21 protein-coding genes are annotated in these 21584 nt (G+C 66.6%); 12 read left to right on the top strand and 9 right to left on the bottom strand.

The annotated features are described in order from the left end of the window. The first annotated feature begins 38 nt into the window (after positions 1–38). The gene (locus ABZ942_RS09360) at positions 39–428 is read left to right on the top strand and encodes a hypothetical protein (RefSeq protein ID WP_357380211.1); all 390 of its coding nucleotides are present in this window, start codon (positions 39–41) and stop codon (positions 426–428) included. Next, positions 425–1570, top strand: coding sequence for a cation:proton antiporter (locus ABZ942_RS09355; RefSeq protein WP_357380210.1), 1146 nt, complete (start codon positions 425–427; stop codon positions 1568–1570). Before ABZ942_RS09360 ends, ABZ942_RS09355 begins: the two co-directional genes overlap by 4 nt. A gap of 3 nt (positions 1571–1573) precedes the next feature. On the opposite strand, the gene ABZ942_RS09350 is transcribed toward ABZ942_RS09355, so the two are convergent. The 3 genes from ABZ942_RS09350 to ABZ942_RS09340 form a co-directional block, all read right to left on the bottom strand. Next, positions 1574–1993: an RNA-binding S4 domain-containing protein gene (locus ABZ942_RS09350; protein WP_357380209.1), complete on the bottom strand. Its 420-nt coding sequence runs from the start codon at positions 1991–1993 to the stop codon at positions 1574–1576. Between the two features lie 3 nt (positions 1994–1996). Next, positions 1997–2632 (bottom strand): NlpC/P60 family protein, encoded by a 636-nt coding sequence (locus ABZ942_RS09345; protein WP_357380208.1) that lies wholly within the window; start codon positions 2630–2632, stop codon positions 1997–1999. 406 nt (positions 2633–3038) lie between these two features. Continuing rightward, the gene (locus ABZ942_RS09340) at positions 3039–3317 is read right to left on the bottom strand and encodes a hypothetical protein (RefSeq protein ID WP_357380207.1); all 279 of its coding nucleotides are present in this window, start codon (positions 3315–3317) and stop codon (positions 3039–3041) included. Between the two features lie 159 nt (positions 3318–3476). On the opposite strand from ABZ942_RS09340, the gene ABZ942_RS09335 reads away from it, so the two are divergent. The 4 genes from ABZ942_RS09335 (at position 3477) to ABZ942_RS09320 (ending at position 8693) form a co-directional block, all read left to right on the top strand. Continuing rightward, entirely contained in the window at positions 3477–4658 is a 1182-nt protein-coding gene (locus ABZ942_RS09335) for an ATP-binding protein (RefSeq protein ID WP_357380206.1), read from the top strand. A 163-nt stretch (positions 4659–4821) separates the two neighbouring features. Further along, positions 4822–6777: an acyl-CoA dehydrogenase family protein gene (locus ABZ942_RS09330; RefSeq protein WP_357380205.1), complete on the top strand. Its 1956-nt coding sequence runs from the start codon at positions 4822–4824 to the stop codon at positions 6775–6777. A 405-nt stretch (positions 6778–7182) separates the two neighbouring features. Next, on the top strand, positions 7183–8148 hold the full coding sequence (locus ABZ942_RS09325; RefSeq protein ID WP_357380204.1) for an alpha/beta hydrolase: 966 nt from the start codon (positions 7183–7185) through the stop codon (positions 8146–8148). A gap of 257 nt (positions 8149–8405) precedes the next feature. Then, positions 8406–8693, top strand: a complete 288-nt coding sequence (locus ABZ942_RS09320) for a hypothetical protein (RefSeq protein ID WP_357380203.1) — start codon at positions 8406–8408, stop codon at positions 8691–8693. 84 nt (positions 8694–8777) lie between these two features. Here ABZ942_RS09320 and ABZ942_RS09315 read toward each other — a convergent pair whose 3' ends face one another. Next, positions 8778–10001: an acetyl-CoA C-acyltransferase gene (locus ABZ942_RS09315; RefSeq protein WP_357380202.1), complete on the bottom strand. Its 1224-nt coding sequence runs from the start codon at positions 9999–10001 to the stop codon at positions 8778–8780. Positions 10002–10470: 469 nt separating this feature from the next. On the opposite strand from ABZ942_RS09315, the gene ABZ942_RS09310 reads away from it, so the two are divergent. From ABZ942_RS09310 to ABZ942_RS09300, 3 genes are read left to right on the top strand one after another with little or no spacing between them, the layout of a single operon-like run. Continuing rightward, positions 10471–11301, top strand: coding sequence for a hypothetical protein (locus tag ABZ942_RS09310; protein ID WP_357380201.1), 831 nt, complete (start codon positions 10471–10473; stop codon positions 11299–11301). A 30-nt stretch (positions 11302–11331) separates the two neighbouring features. Then, positions 11332–13272, top strand: coding sequence for a fumarate reductase/succinate dehydrogenase flavoprotein subunit (locus ABZ942_RS09305; protein ID WP_357380200.1), 1941 nt, complete (start codon positions 11332–11334; stop codon positions 13270–13272). 2 nt (positions 13273–13274) lie between these two features. Then, complete coding sequence (locus tag ABZ942_RS09300) at positions 13275–14021, top strand: succinate dehydrogenase/fumarate reductase iron-sulfur subunit (protein WP_357380199.1); 747 nt, start codon at positions 13275–13277, stop codon at positions 14019–14021. A 48-nt stretch (positions 14022–14069) separates the two neighbouring features. On the opposite strand, the gene ABZ942_RS09295 is transcribed toward ABZ942_RS09300, so the two are convergent. The 3 genes from ABZ942_RS09295 to ABZ942_RS09285 all read right to left on the bottom strand — a co-directional run bounded on the left by ABZ942_RS09295 (position 14070) and on the right by ABZ942_RS09285 (position 15579). Next, a complete protein-coding gene (locus tag ABZ942_RS09295) occupies positions 14070–14207 on the bottom strand; it encodes a hypothetical protein (protein ID WP_357380198.1) in 138 nt (45 codons plus the stop codon). A 145-nt stretch (positions 14208–14352) separates the two neighbouring features. Then, on the bottom strand, positions 14353–14580 hold the full coding sequence (locus ABZ942_RS09290; protein WP_357380197.1) for a DUF397 domain-containing protein: 228 nt from the start codon (positions 14578–14580) through the stop codon (positions 14353–14355). A 99-nt stretch (positions 14581–14679) separates the two neighbouring features. Continuing rightward, a complete protein-coding gene (locus ABZ942_RS09285; protein ID WP_357380196.1) occupies positions 14680–15579 on the bottom strand; it encodes a helix-turn-helix transcriptional regulator in 900 nt (299 codons plus the stop codon). 356 nt (positions 15580–15935) lie between these two features. Here ABZ942_RS09285 and ABZ942_RS09280 point away from each other — a divergent pair, with 356 nt between their 5' ends. The 3 genes from ABZ942_RS09280 (at position 15936) to ABZ942_RS09270 (ending at position 18055) form a co-directional block, all read left to right on the top strand. Beyond that, the gene (locus ABZ942_RS09280) at positions 15936–16256 is read left to right on the top strand and encodes a hypothetical protein (protein WP_357380195.1); all 321 of its coding nucleotides are present in this window, start codon (positions 15936–15938) and stop codon (positions 16254–16256) included. Continuing rightward, positions 16256–16462, top strand: coding sequence for a hypothetical protein (locus ABZ942_RS09275; protein WP_357380194.1), 207 nt, complete (start codon positions 16256–16258; stop codon positions 16460–16462). The genes ABZ942_RS09280 and ABZ942_RS09275 overlap by 1 nt, the downstream gene beginning before the upstream one ends. Positions 16463–16561: 99 nt before the next feature. Further along, positions 16562–18055, top strand: coding sequence for an alpha/beta fold hydrolase (locus tag ABZ942_RS09270; RefSeq protein WP_357380193.1), 1494 nt, complete (start codon positions 16562–16564; stop codon positions 18053–18055). 108 nt (positions 18056–18163) lie between these two features. Here ABZ942_RS09270 and ABZ942_RS09265 read toward each other — a convergent pair whose 3' ends face one another. Then, positions 18164–19372 (bottom strand): FAD-binding oxidoreductase, encoded by a 1209-nt coding sequence (locus tag ABZ942_RS09265; protein WP_357380192.1) that lies wholly within the window; start codon positions 19370–19372, stop codon positions 18164–18166. Between the two features lie 314 nt (positions 19373–19686). Continuing rightward, the gene (locus ABZ942_RS09260; RefSeq protein WP_357380191.1) at positions 19687–21567 is read right to left on the bottom strand and encodes an ABC transporter ATP-binding protein; all 1881 of its coding nucleotides are present in this window, start codon (positions 21565–21567) and stop codon (positions 19687–19689) included. Positions 21568–21584 lie beyond the last annotated feature (17 nt).

Below are 21584 nucleotides of genomic sequence, written 5' to 3'. Positions count from 1 at the left end.
TCCCGCTGATCCGGCCCGTCGGCCGGATGATGAGGTGCATGACGACCGACAACATCTCTGTGCAGTGGAAAGACGAACCCGAGGAGCACGACTACCCGGCAGCCGCCGACTACCTGGAGCTGCTTGCCGGGCCGAAGGTCGTCAGTGCCGTGGTGGACGATTTGCGGGCCGCTCCCATCGTGCACAAGAAAGCCAAGGATATTCTGCGAGCGGCCGGGCTCGAGCTGCTGCCGCCGGAAAATCCGCATGTCCGGCAGGACCTGATCAAGATCAACAATGGCAAGTCGCTGTCGCCGATCCTGTTGGTGCGCGGCGACTTCCGCACCGGCACGCCGATGGTGATCGCCGACGGCTACCACCGAGTCTGCGCGATCCACTGGGCGGATGAGAACATCGCCATTCCGACGAAGATAGCCGCCATGCCGTGACCTTCTCCACCCTCGCGCTCGTCCTCGCGCTCGGCCTGTGCGGACCGCTGCTCGCGCTGCGCAGTTCGTGGCACGTGCCGGTGATCCTCGGCGAGATCATTGCCGGAATTGTCTTCGGCGCCACCGGGTTCGGCGTGCTGCACAGCGCCGATCCGATCTTCACCTTCCTCGCGGACATGGGCTTCGCGGTCGTGATGTTCGTGGCGGGAACCCATGTGCCAGTACGGGATCCGGCGGTTCGCTCCGCACTCGGCGTCGGCGCGATACGCGCGGTGCTGGTCGGATTGCTCGCCGTCGCAGCGGGTTTCGGCATCGCGCACTGGTTCGACACCGGCCACGGCGCCATGTACGCGGTGCTGATCGCCTCCTCGTCGGCGGCGCTGGTGCTGCCGATCATCGACTCGCTCGGCCTGCAGGGTAAGCCGGTGCTGGCGATGACCGCGCAGGTCGCGATCGCCGATACCGCCTGCGTTGTCGCGCTGCCGTTGGCCATCGATCCCGGCAATGCGGGTCGCGCGGCGCTCGGCGCGTTGGCGGTCGCCGCGTGCGGGGTCGTGCTCTTCGTGCTGCTGCGGTGGCTGGCGGTGTCCGGTGTGCGACGCCGGGCGCACCGGTTGTCGGAGGATCGCAAGCTCGCGCTCGAACTGCGGGTGAGTCTCGCCGTGCTGTTCGCGCTGTGTGCCGTGGCAACCCAGACGCGGGTGTCGATCATGTTGGCGGGCTTCGCCGCCGGGCTCGCGGTGGCCGCGATCGGCGAACCGCGCCGGGTGGCCCGTCAACTGTTCGCGATCAATGACGGATTCCTCGGGCCGCTGTTCTTCGTCTGGCTCGGCGCCCGGCTCAACCTGCGCGATTTCGGCGAGCATCCGCGGCTCATCGCCCTCGGCCTGGCGCTCGGCATCGGCGCGGTGCTTGTCCATTTGATGCCACGGTTGCTCGGTCAGCCGGTCGGCTACGGCGCGCTCGCGGCGGCGCAGATCGGCGTTCCGGTCGCCGCGGTCACCGTCGGCACCGAATTGCAGGTGCTGGTGCCGGGTGAGGCGGCCGCACTGATGCTCGGCGCGCTGTGCACGATCGCCGCGGCCGCGGTGGCGGCGAATCGAGTGGCCGCGCGGGCTCCGAAAGCGCCTGCCGCGACGTAGCGTTCACTCGTCAGCGCGACCGAGTAGCCGATCGGTCTCGCGCCGTTCGCGCTTGGTGGGTCGACCGGACCCGCGGTCGCGACGCGGCATGGTGGCGAGAATCTCGCGGGAGGGCGGCGGCGGGCTGCGGTCGATCAGGCATTGCGCGGCCAGCGGCGCGCTGACGCGCTTGGTGACGATCTGCTCGACGATCACAATGCGTTCGATACCGCTGATCCGGATGCGCACCTCATCGCCGGGCTTGACCGACTGGGCCGGCTTGGCCGCCGCGCCGTTGACGCGGACGTGCCCACCTCGGCATGCCTCGGCGGCAGCGGATCTGGTTTTGAACAGGCGCACGGCCCAAGTCCATGAATCGACTCGGGCCTGCGTCGCGGTGCTCTTGTTTCCGTTCGCACGGATGCCGTTTTCGGCGGGGGTCACTCGTTAGACGATACGGCGTGCGGTGACGATATCGCCCTGGCGGAGCGGGGTGTAGGAGACGGGCGAGCCGGACTGAACGGCGTTGAGCAGCTTGCCGTCACCCGCGTAGATGCCGACGTGGCCGCCACCGTTGGTCACGACGATGTCGCCGGGCTGCAGGTTCTGGAAGGCCACCGGAGCGCCGACGTGCGACTGCTCGAAGCTGGTGCGGGGGAGTTCCACGCCGGCCTGACGGTAGGCCCACTGGACCAGACCCGAGCAGTCGAAGTTGGAGGGTCCTGCGGCGCCCCAGGAGTACATCGCACCGACCTTGGTCTTGGCGGCGTCGAGCGCGATATCGCTGGCACTGGGTGCGGGATTGAACAGGCCGGGCATGTTCGGCGCGAAGTTCGGGATGCCGGGCGCCGCCTGCTGCTGCGGTGCGCCGGGAACCTGCGCGTTCGGCATGGCCGACACGGCCTGCTGGATCTGCTGGTTGAGTTGCTGGACGGGCGCCTCGTATTCCTGTGGCACAGGAACATCGAAGTTGCCGAGTCCGGGGAGGTTGATGGTTGCCGCCATCGCGGGGATCGCGGGCATCGCGCCGGTTGTCGCGGCCACCGCGCCCATGACGAGGGCACCCTTGACGGAATTCGGCAAGCGCGAATCCCGCTGCATGCTGTGTTTACCCACCGAGCTACGTCTCCGATCTTCGTACTCTCCCGCCGACCGGTGAGCGACCAGAAAATGGCCGCAAGGAATCACCCAGACGAACACTGTGGGTGTTCCCGGCACGGCAGGCGGGAAGATGGCCCCGACGGCCGCTAAGGCGGTAACTGTGTGGCGCCGCTTCTCTTTCGAAACGACAGGACTCCACTAAGTCACGAAGAGATTACGATGCCGACGCGGTGTTGTCCAGCGCAACGACCTGGTAGTTTTCCGGCCCCGACAAACTCCCTGGACGATCGCCCGGAATCCCGACACGCCCATCGGGTCACGACACGATATCGGCGAATAAGTGTCTGTTACCGATCGGCGGCAAATGTCCGAATCGTCCGCTGGGAATTCAGGATTCGCGACCGTTCGAGGCTTCGCCGCCACGTTCGGCGAGCGTCTGCTCGAGTTCGGCGATCCGGCGCCGCGCGTCGGCGAGCCCGACTTCGAGCTGCCCGAGCGCCATCACCAACGGCCCGACCGCGAGGTCGGCCACCAGCTGCGGGTCGTCGTAGCCGCGCTCTATCGCCACCAGGATGTTGGCGCGGATGCGCCGCGCCACCGTCGCGCCGGCCGGCACGTTCCAGGATTCGACCACCTCGGCGGTGGTCGGGGTGGGCTCGTCGGACATGACCCTCCGATACTCGCTGGAAACGCCACCAGCGTAATGACTTCCGTGCCCATCTCAACCGGGCGAGAGCAATCGTGCAATACCAACCGCTAGCAATATCTAGGACGCGCCGTAGATACCGACAGATTTCACGGACATAACGCGCTACGGTGTTAGGGCATGGACCCCGTGCGGAATCCGTATGCTCCCGGAGCCGGACAGCGCCCACCCGAATTAGCCGGGCGCGACAAGCAACTCACCGCTTTCGACATCGTGCTGGAGCGCATCGCGCGCGGCCGCCCCGAACGCAGCGTCATGCTCACCGGCCTGCGCGGCGTCGGAAAAACGGTGCTGCTCAATCAACTTCGCTCCACCGCCATCTCGCGCGGCTGGGGCACCGGCAAGATCGAGGCGCGACCCGATCAGGAACTGCGCAGGCCGCTGTCCTCCGCGTTGCACATGGCGGTGCGCGCGATCGCGATGGCGCACCGCAACCCGGAGCGGGTCGACGACTTCCTCGGCATCCTCAAGGCTTTCGCGCTGCGCGCCACCGCGGACAAGGGGATGCGGGAACGCTGGCAGCCCGGCATCGATGTGCCGGCCGTGACCGGCCGCGCGGATTCCGGCGATATCGAGATCGACCTGGTCGAGCTGCTGGTCGAGGCGGCGGCGCTGGCCAGCGAAATCGGCGTCGGCATCGCGATTTTCATCGACGAGATGCAGGATCTCGGTCCCGCGGATATCTCCGCGATCTGCGGCGCCTGCCACGAATTGAGCCAGGACACCGCGCCGCTCATCGTGGTCGGCGCCGGACTGCCGCACCTACCCGCGGTGCTGTCCGCGTCGAAGAGTTACTCCGAGCGACTGTTCAGTTATCACCGCATCGATCGGCTCGACCGGGAGTCGGCCGACCTCGCGCTGATCGCGCCCGCTGAGCGCGAGGAGGTGAAGTTCACCGACGAGGCGCTGGATGCGCTGTACCACAAGGCGGATGGTTATCCGTACTTCGTGCAGGCCTACGGCAAGGCCGCGTGGGATCAGGCGCCGGAGAGCCCGATCTCGGCCGAGGATGTCGAGGTGGCCGCGCCGACCGCGGAGGAGGAACTGGCGGTCGGCTTCTTCGGCTCCCGCTACGAACGGGCAACGCCGGCCGAGCGAGAGTACATGCGCGCCATGGCCGATCTGGCCGGCGACGACGGTCCGGTGGCGACCTCGGCGGTGGCCAGCGAACTCGGCCGCAAGCCCGCCTCGCTCTCGCCCGCCCGCGACGGACTGATCAAGAAGGGCCTGATCTATTCGGCCGAGCGCGGCACCATCGGATTCACCGTGCCGCACTTCGGCCGCTACCTGCGCAGTGTTTGAGGTCGAGAATCGGGCAATACGAACAACGCGGGATAGCGACGTATTAGCTTGTCTACCAAGATCATTAGAGATCGATAGAAATCAATCGACCTGCGGCCCTACCGGCCGGTAACTAAAGTTCTTACACTCGAATGTGATCCTGATCACGTCCGAGGAGGACATCATGGCGACAGCCGCGAAAGTCGACGCCACCGAAGAGCAGGCCCGCGCACTGGTCGAGGAATCCCGCGAAACCAGCTGGGCCAAACCATCGTTCGCGAAGGAGATGTTTCTCGGCCGGTTCCGGCTCGATCTGATCCACCCCTACCCCGTGCCGGGCGCGGAGGATGCCGCCCGCACCGCGGCCTACCTGGCCAAGCTGCGCCCGTTCTGCGAATCCATCGACGGCCGGGTGATCGAGGCGGAGGGCCGGATCCCGGACGAGTACGTCAAGGGGCTGGCCGAGCTCGGCTGCTTCGGCCTGAAGATTCCGGAATCCTATGGTGGACAGGGTCTTTCCCAGTTCGGCTACAACCGCGCGCTGATGCTGGTCGGCTCGGCGCATCCCAGCCTCGGCGTGCTGCTCTCGGCGCACCAGTCCATCGGCGTGCCCGAGCCGCTGAAGCTGGCCGGCACCGACGAGCAGAAGGCCGAGTTCCTGCCCCGCTGCGCCGCGGGCGCGGTGAGCGCCTTCCTGCTCACCGAGCCCGACGTCGGCTCCGACCCGGCCAGGATGGCGAGCACCGCGACCCCGATCGAGGACGGCACGGCCTACCAGCTCAACGGCGTCAAGCTGTGGACCACCAACGGTGTGGTCGCCGAACTGCTGGTGGTGATGGCCAGGGTGCCCAAGAGCGAGGGGCATCGCGGCGGCATCTCCGCGTTCGTGGTCGAGGCCGATTCGCCGGGCATCACGGTGGAGCGGCGCAATGCGTTCATGGGCCTGCGCGGCATCGAGAACGGCGTCACCAGGATGTACAACGTGCGGGTCCCGCGCGCCAATCTCATCGGCCGCGAGGGCGACGGCCTGAAGATCGCGCTCACCACCCTCAATGCGGGTCGGCTCGCCATCCCGGCGCTGTGCACCGCGTCGGCGAAGTGGTCGCTGAAGATCGCCAGGGAGTGGAGCACCGAGCGAGTGCAGTGGGGCAGGCCGGTCGGCGAGCACGAGGCGGTCGGTCAGAAGATATCCTTCATCGCCGCAACGACTTACGCGCTCGAGGCGGCGCTGGATCTGTCCGCCGCCATGTGCGACGAGGCGCGCAACGACATCCGGATCGAGGCGGCGCTGGCCAAGCTCTGGGCCAGCGAAATGAGCTGCACCATCGCCGATGAGCTGGTGCAGATCCGCGGCGGGCGCGGCTACGAGACGGCGGCCTCGCTCGCGGCCCGTGGCGAACGCGCGGTCGGCGCCGAACAGCTGGTCCGCGATCTGCGAATCAATCGCATCTTCGAGGGTTCCAGCGAGATCATGCGGCTGCTGATCGCCAGGGAGATGGCCGACGCGCACATGTCCGCCGCGGGTGCCCTGGTGGACCGCAACGCCGAGTTCAAGGACAAGGCCAAGGCGGCGGTCGGTGCGACCGGCTTCTACGCCAAGTGGTTCCCGCAGCTCGCGGTCGGCTCGGGGACCGTGCCCGCGACCTATACCGAATTCGGCACGCTGGCAAAGCATCTGCGGTTCGTCGAGCGCAGCGCGCGCAAGCAGGCGAGGTCGCTGATGTATGCGATGGGCCGCTGGCAGGCCGGGTTGGAGTACAAGCAGAACTTCCTCGGCCGGATCGTCGATATCGGCGCGGAGTTGTTCGCGATGTCCGCAGCCTGCATGCGTGCGCAGTCGCTGCGCACCGCGAACGCGCCGGAGGCCACCGCGGCGACCGAACTCGCGGACGCCTTCTGCAAGCAGTCCAGGGTCCGGGTGCGCAGGCTGTTCGACGCGCTCTGGGACAACACCGACGACGATGACCGCACCCTGTCCCGCGGCGTGCTGAGCGGGCGCTACACCTGGCTCGAGGAGGGGGTGTTCGATCCGAGCGAGGGCACCGGGCCGTGGATCGCCGAATGGCAGCTGGGTCCGTCGACCGAAGAGAACCTGCTGCGCCCGTTCCTACCGTCCACGCGCAGCCACTCGGCACCCTGATCTGAGCCGCGCTACCGGGCACCACGTTCTGTGACGAACGTGGTGCCCGGAGCTGCCATCATCATGCGAATATCCATCTGTATCGGCAAATTGCTAGATAGTCGTAGATTTCCATAACAGGGGAGAGGTGACTGCTTCGTAGCCGAATCTAGGAGACTCTAGGAAATCTGGTCGACAGGCCGATACTCGGCAAGCGAGGGCTGATCATGGCTCTCTACCGGAATCTAGGACTCGACCTAGCGATCCGTAGATTCTCCGAGGGCCGCGCGGCCCGTACATACGTCCCATGCGTCAGTTGGACAACTTGTCCATAACGCCGGGTATGAGCTGGTAACGCAGCGGAAATGTATATCGACAACCGGGCAAGAACGCTCCGCAAGGATGCACCCTCCTAGGAGGAACGTCATGTCCACGACGATCGCGCGCTGCGCCGCCGACTACGACGGTCACCGTGTCACGGTGTCGGCCGAGGACGGTATCCCGATCTCGGTTCGCACCTTCGGCACCGATTCCGCATCCCTCACCGTCGTCTTCGTGCACGGGCACTGCCTGCGCACCGAATCCTGGTCCTTCCTGCGCGACCAACTGCTGCGACAGTGGGGCGCCGAGACCAGGATGGTCTTCTACGACCATCGCGGTCACGGCGAATCCGGCGAGGCGCACCCGTCGACGTACACCATCGACCAGCTCGGACGCGATCTCGACACCGTGCTGCGGACGGTCGCGCCGACCGGGCCGGTGATCCTGATCGGACATTCGATGGGCGCGATGGTCGTGCTCGCCTACTCCCGGCTGTTCCCCGAGACGATCGGCACCCGAATCGTCGGCGTCGGCCTGATCGCCGGCGCCGCGAACGGTCTCACCGAGGTGGGGCTCGGCCGGTTCCTGAAGCGGCGCGCGGTGAACTCGCTGCAGGTGGCCGTGGTGCGCGCGCCGCGGGTCATGCAGGGCTCGAAGCGGCTGTCCCGCAGGCTCTTCGAGCCGATCATGCGCGCGGCGAATACCGGCACCCGGCGGGTGAATCCGCGGATGGTCGCGGTCGCCACCGCCATGCTGAACGACACGCCGCTGCTGACCATGTCGAGCTTTCTCGCCTCGCTGATCACCTTCGACGAGACCGCGACCCTGCACCGGCTCGGCATCATCCCCACGCTGGTGCTGGCGGGCACCGCGGACATCGTGGTGCCGTTCGCGCACTCGGTGGTGCTCGCCTCGCAGCTGGCCGGTTCGCAGCTGGTGCCGCTGGAGGGCGCCGGACACAGCGTGATCTTCGAGCGGGCCGAGGAGGTGGCGCTGTCCATCGTCGGATTGGTCGATCAGGTGGTCGCCGGGATGCGCGGGCAGGGGCCGGAGTACGCCGTCGCCGGATGAATGCTGGGCGGTCCCGGATCACCGAAATTGACCGATCAGTGGTTCACACCAAGCACGACGACCGAGCGCGAGCAACAATTGGGCGAACTGCCGAACTTTGGCAGCTGACGAGCCAGATCCGAATTCTTTATGTACTGTGTTAAAGATCACGTTGTGTGCTGAGTCACACGACTTGGTGCAGCGCGCTTCCAGGCAGACCATGGAAGTACCCGTTACCCACCGAGTTCGCAGGTCTGCCAGGAACACAGGAGGTATCGATGACACGCAGCGAAATCGCTGAACTCCGCTACACGGTCGGCCAGCTCCGGCAATCCATCGGCGCACTGCGGGCCCACTACGGCGACGCCAATATGGTGCGGCGGCTGGAGAACGACCTCGAACGGCTCGTCATCGACGCCGACGAGCTCGAGCAGTCGCCGCCGCCCGAGGTGCGCCGTCGCCCGCAGGACACCATCTACGTCCCGGACAGCAAGTCCGACGAGGCGGCCTGGATGGGCGCCCAGGACGAGGGCTTGGGCTTCCACTCCCGCCCAAGGACCAAATAACGCAAACCTGACTTCGCGGGCCCATTCCGTGCCGGTGGGCCCGCGACTTCCTTCGCCCCATCCCTTCGGTCGGTGGGGGTGGGGTTAGGCGCGGTGTCGGCCGAAGCGGCGGGCGGGGCGGGCGCCGTGGAAGCGGGCGCCGCGGGGGGTCTCGACCACCGGGTCGGCCCCGGCCGATTCGAACAGGGCCGCGATGCCGTGGTCGTGGCCCAGGGCGATGGCCTCCAGGCCGTAATTGCCGCCGGTGCGGGATAGTTCGTGCAGCATCGTGGTCATGATCCGCAGGCCGGTGGCGCCGACCGGATGTCCGAGGGCGATGGCCGAGCCGTTCACGTTGAGCCGGTCGCGCGGATCGAAATCCCATTCCCGGGCCAGCGCAAGGACTTCCACCGCGAAACCCTCGTTCACCTCGACCAGATCGATGTCGTCGAGCGTGATCCCGGTCCGCCCGAGCAGCTTGGCGACGGCGGGTGCCGCACCGAGAGTCGCGGTCTCCGAATCACATCCGGCCGCGGCCCAGCCGACCAGATACGCCATCGGCGTCAGGCCGAGATCCACCAGGCGGTCCTCCGCGACGACCAGGCAGGCCGACGCGCCATGCCGGTGGGCGCTCATATTGCCCGCGGTGACCACGCCGTTCGCGAGCAGCGGGCGCAGCGCGGCCAGGGTGTAGGTGGAGACGTCGTCGCGTAAACCCTCGTCGCGCAGAATGCGGTGTCCGCCAGTGCCTTCGAGACCCGGGTCGGCCCAACCCGGCTCATCCACTACGCCGACCGGAATCACCTCGGCGGCGAAATTACCCTGCCGCCAGGCGCGCGCGGCCTTGCGATGGCTGGCCACCGCGAACTCGTCGGCCTCGATCCGGCTGATGCCGTAGTAGCGCGCCAGGTCCTCGGCGTTCATCAGATCGGACGTGGTCCCCGATTCCCCATGGCAGGCAGCGGCATCCGCAGCGCACTCGACGCCGCCGGCCACCACGACATCGGCCGCGCCGGTCTGCACCATCATGGCCGCGGTGATCACCGCCTGCAGGCCACTGCCGCAGCGTCGATCGGTCAGAAACCCGGGAACGGCGAACGGCAGACCCGCGCCGCGCGCGGCAAGCCTGCTCAACTCGGGCCCGGTAGCCAGACCCCCATCGATACACGCCATGGCGACGTCCTCGATCCGCATCGGGTCGATCCCGGAGCGTTCGATTACCGCCGACAGCACCGTCGAAGCCATCCATTCCGGCGGCATTCCGGACAGCGCGCCCCCCTCGATCCCACTCGGCGTACGCACCGGCGCAACGATCGCGGCTCTTCTCACCTTGGGCTCCTTCCCCCGGCCAAGTCCGGCGCGACGTGGACATCAGCGCACGTCAGCGGGTACATCTCGAGAAAAGAGGACCACAATTATGTTGCCTCCGTGTGACAACCGGCGCGTCGGTATTTCGACTTCAGGTTTCGTTCAGTCGGGCAGCCCTCGAATGCTGTTCTGTTTTAGTCGAGTTCGAAGAGTTAGCGGTCTGTTCACCGCTCGACCGCAGTTGTTGAAGTGACAGCCAATGTGGCGCAAATCACGGGCATCCGGCTGGGTCGGGTATACCGGGACCCCGCTCGAGCGATAGCGGGGGTGTCGTATGGTGCTGGGCATCACATTCAATTTGCGGAGGTATCGATGACCACCCGCACTGCAGATCAGCGAGGCATCCACCCGTGAGTGAGCGCAGCGATCGAACCAAAAACACAGCGCCTTCGGCATTCACGACGGTGCCGAGCGCTAGCGAGGCACGGTCGTGAGTGCCGCTTCGACCACCACCCCGGAAACGGGGACCGGCGTCTTCAGCAAGACCAGGGCCCGAATCTCCGAACGCACGCTGCGCACCGATCGATGGTGGGTGCCACCGGCGATCACGGTGCTCGGACTCGGCGCGTTCGTTATCTACGCGACGATCAGATCCTATGTGCGAACGGCATATTGGGTTCCGGACTACCACTACCTGACGCCGTTCTATTCACCATGCCTGAGCACCTCGTGCGTCGAGGGCGCCAGCCACTTCGGCACACCGTTCGGCGACTTGCCGGTGATCCTGCCGCTGGGCTTCGTGGTGCTGCCCTTCCTGCTCGGCTTCCGGCTGACCTGCTACTACTACCGCAAGGCCTACTACCGGGCCGTCTGGTTCTCCCCGCCGGCCTGCGCGGTCGCCGAACCGCACGCCAAGTACACCGGCGAGACCAGGCTGCCGCTGATCATCCAGAACGCACACCGCTACTTCTTCTATGTGGCCATTGTGGTTTCGCTGATCAACACCTACGACGCGATCGCCGCGTTCCACGGCAAGGACGGCGGCTTCGGGCTCGGCCTCGGCAACTTCGTGCTGTGGCTCAACGTGATCCTGCTGTGGGCGTACACGCTGTCCTGCCATTCCTGCAGGCACATCGCGGGCGGGCGGCTCAAGCACTTCTCCGCCCATCCGGTGCGCTACTGGTTCTGGACCCAGGTCTCCAAACTGAACACCCGGCACATGGCGCTGGCCTGGACCACCCTCGGCACCCTCGTGCTGACCGACTTCTACGTCATGTTGGTTGCCAGCAAGACGATTTCGGACTTGCGGTTCATCAACTGATCCGTCCCAACCCCAGGAGTATTCGCGGCCATGCCAGAAGTAGAACGGCACAAGTACGACGTCGTCGTCATCGGGGCCGGTGGCGCAGGATTGCGCGCGGTGATCGAGGCCAGAGAACACGGCCACTCCGTCGCGGTGGTGTGCAAATCCTTGTTCGGCAAGGCGCACACCGTGATGGCCGAGGGCGGCTGCGCCGCGTCGATGGGTAATGCCAACGAAAAGGACAACTGGCAAACGCATTTCAAGGACACGATGCGTGGCGGCAAGTTCCTGAACAACTGGCGCATGGCCGAACTGCATGCCCAGGAGGCACCCGACCGGGTGTGGGAGCTGGAAACCTATGGGGCACTGTTCGATCGGACCGCCGACGGCCGGATCAGCCAGCGCAACTTCGGCGGCCACACCTATCCGCGGCTCGCGCACGTCGGTGACCGCACCGGCCTGGAAATCATCCGCACCATGCAGCAGAAGATCGTCTCGCTGCAGCAGGAGGATTTCGCGGCGACCGGCGACTACGAGTCGCGCATCAAGGTCTTCTCCGAATGCACCATCACCGAACTGCTGAAGGATGGCGACCGGATTTCCGGCGCGTTCGGCTACTGGCGCGAATCCGGCCGCTTCATCCTGTTCGAAACGCCCGCAGTGGTTTTGGCGACCGGTGGCATCGGCAAGTCGTACAAGGTGACCTCGAATTCGTGGGAGTACACCGGCGACGGCCACGCGCTCGCGCTGCGGGCCGGGGCGACGCTGATCAACATGGAATTCCTGCAGTTCCACCCGACCGGCATGGTCTGGCCGCCCAGTGTGAAGGGCATCCTGGTCACCGAGGGGGTGCGCGGCGACGGCGGCGTCCTGAAGAACACCGACGGCAAGCGGTTCATGTTCGACTACATCCCGCCGGTCTTCAAGGGGCAGTACGCCGAGACCGAGGAGGAGGCCGATCAGTGGTTGCGCGACAACGACTCCGCACGCCGCACCCCCGACCTGCTGCCGCGTGACGAGGTGGCGCGCGCGATCAACGAGGAGGTCAAGGCCGGTCGCGGCACGCCGCACGGCGGCGTCTTCCTCGATATCGCCTCGCGGATGCCCGCCGACGAGATCAAGCGCCGCCTGCCGTCCATGCACCACCAGTTCAAAGAGCTTGCGGACGTGGATATCACGGCGGAGCCGATGGAAGTCGGGCCGACCTGTCACTACGTGATGGGCGGTGTCGAGGTCGATCCCGATACCGGAGCCGCGACGGTGCCCGGTCTGTTCGCCGCCGGTGAGTGTTCCGGCGGCATGCACGGCTCCAACCGGCTCGGCGGCAACTCGCTGTCGGACCTGCTGGTGTTCGGCCGCCGGGCCGGGCTCGGTGCCGCCGCGTACGTCGAGCAGCTCGACGAGCGGCCGACGATCACCGACGCCGACATCACCGCGGCCGCGAAAGTCGCGCTCGCGCCGTTCGATCCGCCCAGCGATGGCGCGGGCGAGAACCCGTACACCCTGCACACCGATCTGCAGCAGACGATGAACGACCTGGTCGGCATCATCCGCAAGGAGCACGAGGTGCGGGAGGCGCTGACCAAGCTCGACCAGCTGCGGGCCCGGTTCAAGCAGGTCACCGTCGAGGGACATCGGCAATTCAACCCGGGCTGGCACCTCGCGCTGGATCTGGAGAACATGCTGCTGGTCAGCGAGTGCGTCGCGAAGGCGGCGCTGCTGCGCACCGAGAGCCGCGGCGGGCACACCCGCGACGATCATCCGGCGATGGATCCCGACTGGCGCAACAAGCTGCTGGTCTGCTCGGTGGAACCGAGCACGGCGGGGGAGACGATCCCCGACGTCACTGTGACACCTAAGGATCAGACCCCGATGCGGCCGGAGCTGCTCGCCCTGTTCGACCTCAGCGAGCTGGAGAAGTACTACACCCCGGGCGAAACCGCTGGGCATCCGGCGGCGGCCGGGCAATCGACAGAGGGAAAGGCGTAGCGATGGGTTACGACGCCAAATTCCGCGTATGGCGCGGCGACCTCGACGGCGGTGAACTGCACGACTTCACCGTCGCGGTGAACGAGGGCGAGGTGGTGCTCGACATCATCCACCGGCTGCAGGCCACCCAGGCGCCCGATCTGGCGGTGCGCTGGAACTGTAAGGCTGGCAAGTGCGGTTCCTGTTCCGCCGAGGTGAACGGGCGGCCGCGCCTGCTGTGCATGACGCGGATGTCCACCTTCACCGAGGCCGAGGTGATCACGGTGACTCCGATGCGCACCTTCCCGGTGATCAAGGACCTGGTCACCGACGTGTCCTTCAACTATCAGAAGGCCAGGGAGATCCCGTCGTTCACCCCGCCCGCCGATCTCAAGCCGGGTGACTACCGGATGAAGCAGATCGATGTGGAGCGCTCGCAGGAGTTCCGCAAGTGCATCGAATGCTTCCTGTGCCAGAACACCTGTCACGTGGTGCGCGACCACGAGGAGAACAAGACCTCGTTCGCCGGGCCGCGGTTCCTGATGCGGATCGCGGAGCTGGAAATGCACCCGCTCGACGTCGGTGATCGGCGCGATCTGGCCCAGGATGAGCAGGGGCTCGGGCTGTGCAACATCACCAAGTGCTGCACCGAGGTCTGCCCCGAACACATCAAGATCACCGACAACGCGTTGATCCCGATGAAGGAGCGCGTAGCGGATCATAAATACGATCCGCTGGTGTGGCTGGGCAACAAGCTGTTTCGTCGCTGACGAGGTGACCTCCGGCCGGGCATTCCCCTCGGCCGGAGCACGCACCCTTTACAACATCGCCACCACACCGACGGCGACAACTCCGACGAGTACGCCGATGAACAGTGATGACATCAGCGATCCGGTAAGGATGAACAGCCCGATCGTCGTCACGGCAAACAGCAACGCGACGATCAGCCATTCCACCCAATCACCAGGTCGCAATTTCTTGTACCGGGAGTGGGAGCCTTTGAGCCCACGGTCCACAAAGAGTGGTCTACCCAATTGTTATCAAAACTAATCCGCCGCTCCGCGTTGGCAAGAGCGAACGGCCCGGCGCGCCGGGCCGTGGTCAGCTGGTCGGACGGTCGAACTCGCCGTCGTGCACGCCCGCGGTGAACGCGGCCCACTCGGCCGGGGTGAAGACCAGCGCCGGTCCGTCCGGGTTCTTGCCGTCGCGCAGGCCGACGTGACCGTCCGCGAGCAGGGCCACCTCGACGCTGTCCCTGCCTTCGCCCTCGCCCGCCTTACGCCAGATCGCGCCGGTGAGGTCGACATTCGCGCCATTATTGATGCTCACGACAAAAGCTCCTTCGTTAGCGCCGGGTGCAGCGCGGTCGAATATCCACGCGGCACCCGGCTGTGCACGTAAACTATTGCGCCCCAATTAGATCGATATTCACACTGCGAACTCTTTGGCCACCTGCCGGAGCAGCTGCCGACTGGTTTGGATATCCAGCGCGGCGCGCTGCAGGCTCTGGTGTGCCCGATGGTACCGCTGCACGTCGACCGGTCTTTCCAGATACAGATCTCCGGTGAATCCCTCCACGTACACCACCGGCGGCTCGATCGGCTGTCCCTTGCCGTCGGTACCGAACTCCAGCACGGTGAACGGGCCGGTGGGATCCCCGAGCGGAATGCCCGCCGTGAACGGCAGGATGCGCACCGAGACATTGTCGCTGGTGCTCAAATCCGCGAGGTGTCGCAGCTGTGCCGCCATCACCTTCACGCCACCGACCACCCGGCGCAGCACCGACTCGTGCAACACCACGGCAACCTTCGCGGGGGCGGCCCGCCTGGTGATCAACGCCTGGCGCTGCAACCGCAGTTGGACGCGTCGCTCCAATTCCGACTCGGAATCGTTCGGATAGCCGAGACGATGCAGGGTCCTGGCGTAGTCCGCGGTCTGCAGCAGACCGAGCACCAGTTCCGATTGGTAGGAACTCAGTTGCTGGGCCGATGCCTCCAAACCCACGTAGACATCGAAGTTTTCGGGGATCAGGTCGCCGTAGGCATGCCACCAGCTCTTGACCGCGGCTTGCTGGGCCAGGCCCTTGAGGCCGTCGGCCAGGTCCTCGTGGATGCCGTAGATGCGGCACAGTTCCTGAATGTCGATGGTGCGGATCCGATCGGCCTGCCCCTTCTCCAGGCGCTGCAAAGTGCTTGCGCCCCACTCCATCAGCCGCGAGGCCTCGGCGATGGTGAGGCCGGCCTGGGTGCGCCAGTCGCGTAGATACCGGCCGAGCTGCCTGCGCGGTAGGGTGGAGGAGACGCCCTCGATACCGGTCGGTTTGTCCAATCCGGGCAGTCGCTCCGAACTCGTTGACGCTCTTGCCGAACTCGCTGACACAGCACGCTCCGTTCTGTGTTCGGCTGCTCACCCGTGATTTTCCGGGGGCAACCAGCAAGCTCGGTTCCCCGTCACTTCGCTTGGGCAGCGGGCTCTTTCGTCCACTATGGAGAATCCTCCCCTCCCGGCTGGTTTTCGTGCTGGGAATTCGCGCGAAATCTTTGGATATCCATCGCGGGCGTTGTTTCCCACCCCCGGCAATGGTGTGCTGGAAGTATGCCCGGACGGATCGAACGCCATCCTCGGCGTCGCCGCCTCGAGACTTCCGGGCACTCAGCACGAGTCGCCCGCAGGAACGAGGAGTCATGGCTGTACATGTCATTGCGTCGTCCTTGATGACCAGCGATCTCACCGCGCATCGCGCGCGCAGCGTCGGACACGGGAGCTGGGTGGTTTCCTACCTGCCCGGCCGCACCCTGACGTGCGAGCAGGCCGTGGCCGCGCTGCGGGTTGCCGAGGTGGTGCCCGCGCTGCTCGACCTGGTCGGCGACCTCGCCGACGAGGTCGGGCTGACCGCGCTGGAGGCGGTCGGCATGGCGGTGCGGCAATCCTCGTGGCCCGAGGAACGTCCGCACCCGGCCCGACATCGCTGGAGCGTCGGCGCGCATCCGGCGGGAGTCGCCTGATGCAACTCACCAATCTGAATATGCATGTGGCGGCGATGCTGGCCTGCGGCACCGATCCGGGCGTGCTGAATATCGACCAGGCCCATGCGGCCATGCAGTTGCACCTCGATTGCACGGTGGATCGGTGCCGGGTGCGGCGCCGGGCGCGGGCGACGCTGGTCGAGGCGGGCCGCTGCGTGCTCGACGAGCGGGCGCTGCCGTCCTGAGCTACACCTGACCGAAGCCGGGCCGATCCGCTACCGTTCTCTGCGCGAGACGGTATGTGAGAGGCGAGTGTGGTGTTGGTTCGGGTATTCCGGCGGTCGGTGGCAGTAGTTGCGGTTTCGGTGCTGGCCGCGGTGCCGGTGTACAGCAATGCGGCGCCGGGCGGCGAGGCAAAGCCAGGCGGCATGGAACGCTTCTACGGCCAGCAGCTGCAGTGGCATCCCTGCGAGATCGCGAATCTGGACAAAGCCGGCGGCGAGTGTGCCGACGTACAGGTGCCACTCGACTACGGCAGGCTGGACGGCCGGACCATGACCGTGGCGATATCGCGGGTCAAGGCCACCGATCCGGCGCGGCGCCAAGGGATTCTGCTGGCCAACCCCGGCGGGCCCGGCGGCGAAGGACTGGACAGCATCGACCTGCTCGGCGATGTGCTGACGCCGGACGTCACGGCTACGCACGACCTGATCGGGATGGATCCCCGCGGGGTCGGGGAGTCGGGGCGGAGTCCGCGGTGCGGCTGGCCGGTGGGCGAGATGATCCGCTCGGCCGGTCTGGATCCGCTCGGGTTCGTGCACGACACCGTGCAGTCGGTGGGCATGGCCGCGGGCTGCCTGGTGCACGACCCGGAGATGATGCGCCAGTTCACCACTCGCAATACCGCCAGGGACATGGACGTCGTGCGCGGCGTGCTCGGCGAGCCGACGATCGACTACTTCGGGCTGTCCTACGGCACCTACCTCGGCGCGGTGTTCACGCAGATGTTCCCCGAGCGCAGCGGGCGGATCGTGCTGGACAGCGCGATCGATCCGGATCGGTATTGGGAAGGGCTCGTGCAGGATTGGGGTCCGGCGAACGAGCGTGCCCTGGACGACTGGGCGATCTGGGCGGCGACGAAGGACGACACCTACCGCCTCGGTGCGACGCCGCAGCAGGTGCGGGCCACGGTGGAGGGGCTGGTGCGCAGCGTGGCGCGGCAACCGGTCGTCTTCGACGGCTTCGCGGTCGACGATCATTGGCTGCCGTTCCTGCTGCACGGGATGCTGATGAACTTCCGGCTGAACGAGAAGCTGGCCGATGTGGTGCGAGAGATCGCCGATGCGGTGGGCGGCCCGCCGACCAAGGCGCGTACGCCGTGGCTCGCGGCGATTGTCGAGTCGTTGCGGGACGGCGAGGATTCGACGTTGGCGCAGATCGCCTGCGGAGACGTTGGGGCACCGCGGGATCCGGGCTGGTACTGGCGCAATATCGAGCAGACCCGGGCGACGCAGCCGGTGTTCGGGGCGTTGGCGAGCAACATCCAGCCGTGCGCGTTCTGGGCGGGGCCGGTCGAACCGGCCACCGTGGTGCGCAATGCGGTGCCCGCGCTCATCCTGAATTCGACCGGGGACCCGCGGACTCCGTACGGCCATGCGGTTCGGCTGCATCAGGACATGTCCGGGTCGCGGCTGGTTACGTTGCAGGATGTGCGGATTCACATGACATTTCGGCCTGGGCTCAGCTCCTGTGTGAACGATGCGATCAACACCTATTTCGGTGCGGGGACGTTGCCTGCCGAGGACACGACCTGCCACGCGGATCAAGCAAGCCAGTAGCAGACAGCGCTATATAGGAATTCGACGAACAGCGGTCCATTCACGTATCTCGTAGGGGGATATCGGAATTCCACCTCGAAGATAATTCTCAGCGAGTCGTCTTGGCGGTCAATGCGAAACAGTGAGATCGGCGGGATCGGTGTACGGATTGTCGTCGACCCATAGTTGACCGTCGGCGAATCGGGTCGACCGGAACGGTGCGAGATCGACCAGCTTCGGGGCGCCGTCGGTGATCCATTCGGCCAGGCAGATGCCGATCGCGGGTGCGGTTTTGAAGGAGGTGCCGCTGTCACCGGTCATCACCCAGAGACCGGGCACGGTCGGCGCCTGATCGATGATGGGATGGCCGTCCGGGCTGCGCATGTAGGTACCGGCCCAGCCACCGCGCATTGTCGCCGCGGCGAAGCTCGGGAAGCGGTGCGCCATCGCAGCTCTGGCGCGGGCGATCGCCGCAGCATCGATGGTTTCGTCGATCTCGTCCGGATTGGTCGGGCGGGCCGCCGATCCGACGCCGACTAGTGTCGCGGCGCCCGCCTCGGGCCGGAACCAGGAGCCGCGGGCCGAGTCGACGATGACCCGATGCCTGCGTTCGTGGCCTGCGGCGGCGGGCCAGCGGAAGATCACCACCTGGGTGCGCACCGGCACCAGGCCGAAGTCGAGACCGAGTGGGCGCAGCAGTTGATCGGACCACGCACCGGCGGCGAGCACGGCGGTCCCCGTCGAGATCGGTCCTGCCGACGTGACCACGCCGGTGACGCGGTCGCCGCGCGTCACGATCTCCATCGCGGGTGTCTCGGTCAGGATGGTCACGCCGAGTTCCCTTGCGGCCTCGGCGAAACCGTAGAGCGCGCCGTTGGGATCGGCGACACCCGAACCGGGCTCGAACGCCGCGACGGTCAGATCGTCGGTGCGGATCAGCGGTTCGATTGCGCGCAGATCATCGGCGGTGACGACGCTCGTTTCGATCCCGATCGCCTGCTGCGCCGCGACATTCGCGCGCAACTGAGGTTCGTCCCTCGGCGCCACCAGACGCAGGAAGCCGACCGGATCGAAGTCGGGCGAACCGGCACCGACCTCATCGTCCCAGGAACGGAAGACGCGCAGGCTCTCGTGGGCGAGGCGGGCCTCCGGAACATTCGCGTAGTGGCAGCGAATGAGGGCGCCCGATTTCCCGGTCGCGCCCGCACCCAACTGTTCCCGTTCGACCACGACAATGTCGCGGATCCCGCGTTTCGCCAATTGCAAGGCGGTCGATACGCCGACAATGCCGCCGCCGATAATCACCACATCGGCCGTTTTCGGCTGCTGGACCGCCATTACCGTCCTTTCGCTCGTCGCACGCTTTCTTCGACCGCAGAAAGAACATACGCGCGGCCACTCAGCGGATGCCGCACCTCGATATCTTGCATATCGGTGTGTCGGAATCGGTGGTGCTGAACGGTTTATGACTTCGATCGACGCGTCACGAGAGCGATGGGCTCAATTATCCCGAGCCCGTTACCTGACCGGGTTTATCGCGTGGCGACGGTTACTGTCCTGCGCGCCAGGCGCGATACAGCTCCGCACCGCGGCCGTCGGCGGCCCAATGGCCGAGTGTGTTTGCAGCACTCAGCGATTGGGCCGCTCCCTGGTCAGGCGGCGGCCGGCGCCGGTTCGTCGGCGAATTGGGTGCGGTACAGCTCGGCGTAGCGGCCCTCTTCCGCCAGGAGCTCAGTGTGCGTGCCGCGCTCGATGATTCGACCGTCCTCCATCACCAGGATCTGATCGGCCGCGCGGATGGTGGACAGGCGGTGCGCGATCACCAGTGCGGTCCGGCCGTCCAGGGCCTCCGAGAGTGCTTCCTGCACTGCGGCTTCCGAGGTGGAGTCGAGCGAGGCGGTGGCCTCGTCCAGGATCACCACGCGCGGCTGCTTGAGCAGCAGGCGGGCGATGGTGAGGCGCTGGCGTTCACCGCCGGAGAGGCGGTAGCCGCGCTCGCCGACCACGGTGTCCAGACCGTCCGACAGCGAGTCGACCAGATCACGTAACCGGGCCCGCTGCAACGCGTCCCACAGTTCCGACTCCTGCGCCTCCGGGCGGGCGAGCAGCAGATTCGCCCGGATGGTGTCGTGGAACAGGTGCCCGTCCTGGGTGACCAGACCGACCGTCTCCCGGATCGACTGGGTGGTCAGGTCGCGCACGTCGGTGCCGTTCAGCCGGACCGCGCCGCCGTCCACGTCGTACAGCCGGGAAACCAGCTGGGCGACAGTGGATTTACCGGCGCCCGACGAGCCGACCAGCGCGATGAGCTGGCCGGGCTCGGCGCGCAGCGACACGTTGTGCAGTACGTCGACGCCGCCGCGGGTGTCCAGGGTCGCGACGTCCTCCAGCGAGGCCAGCGACACCTTGTCGGCGGACGGGTAGCCGAACGTGACGTTGTCCAGTTCGACGGCGACCGGCCCGTCCGGCACCGACACCGCGTCGGGTGCGTCCTCGATCAGCGGCTGCAGGTCGAGCACCTCGAAGACGCGCTCGAAGCTCACCAGCGCGGCCATTACCTCCATGCGGGCGCTGGCCAGTGCGGTCAGTGGCGTGTAGAGCCTGGTCAGCAGCAGCGACAGGGCGACGACGGCGCCGGCGTCCAGCTGGCCGCGCAGCGCGTACCAGCCGCCGAGCCCATAGACCAGGGCGACGGCCAGCGCCGACACCAGGGTGAGCGAGGTGACGAAAATGGTCTGCAGCATCGAGGTGCGCACGCCGATGTCGCGCACCCGGCGGGCGCGCACCTCGAACTCGCCGGATTCCTGCTGCGGGCGCCCGAAGAGTTTCACCAGCGTCGCGCCGGGCGCGGAGAACCGCTCGGTCATCTGGGTGCTCATGGCGGCGTTCAACTTGGCGGCCTCGCGCTGCATATCGGCCAGCCGGTTGCCCATGCGCCGGGCGGGCAGCACGAACACCGGCAGCAGGACCAGTGCGATCAGGGTGATCTGCCAGGAGATGCTGAGCATCACGCCGAGGGTGAGTGCGAGGGTCACCAGGTTGGCGACCACGCCGGACAGGGTGTCGCTGAACGCGCGCTGGGCGCCGATCACGTCGTTGTTCAACCGGCTGACCAGTGCGCCGGTTCGCGTCCTGGTGAAGAACGCGATCGGCATCTTCTGCACGTGATCGAAGACGGCGGTGCGCAGATCCAGGATCAGGCCCTCACCGATGCGCGAAGACAACCAGCGGATGCCCAACCCGAGCGCGGCATCGAAGACCGCAAGGACCGCGATGATCAGCGCGAGGGTGACCACCACCCGCGGCGCCGAACCGCCGATGATGGTGTTGACCACTCGGCCCGCCAGCACCGGCGTGGCCACCGCAAGCAGTGCCGAGACGACGCTGAGCAGCAGGAACACCCCGATCCGGCGCCGATGTGGCGCGGCGAATCGAAGGATGCGGCGCGCGGTGGCCAGGCTGAATTGCCGCTGCTCCTGCGGCGCGTTGGCCCGCCGGTACATCTGGCTCCAGGCCACCGATTCGATACTCACGTTTATCTCCCTCTCGC

Origin of the sequence: Nocardia sp. NPDC046473, from assembly GCF_040645995.1 — a bacterium.
Classification (GTDB): Bacteria; Actinomycetota; Actinomycetes; order Mycobacteriales; family Mycobacteriaceae; genus Nocardia.
This window is presented reverse-complemented; position numbering and strand designations above follow the sequence as displayed.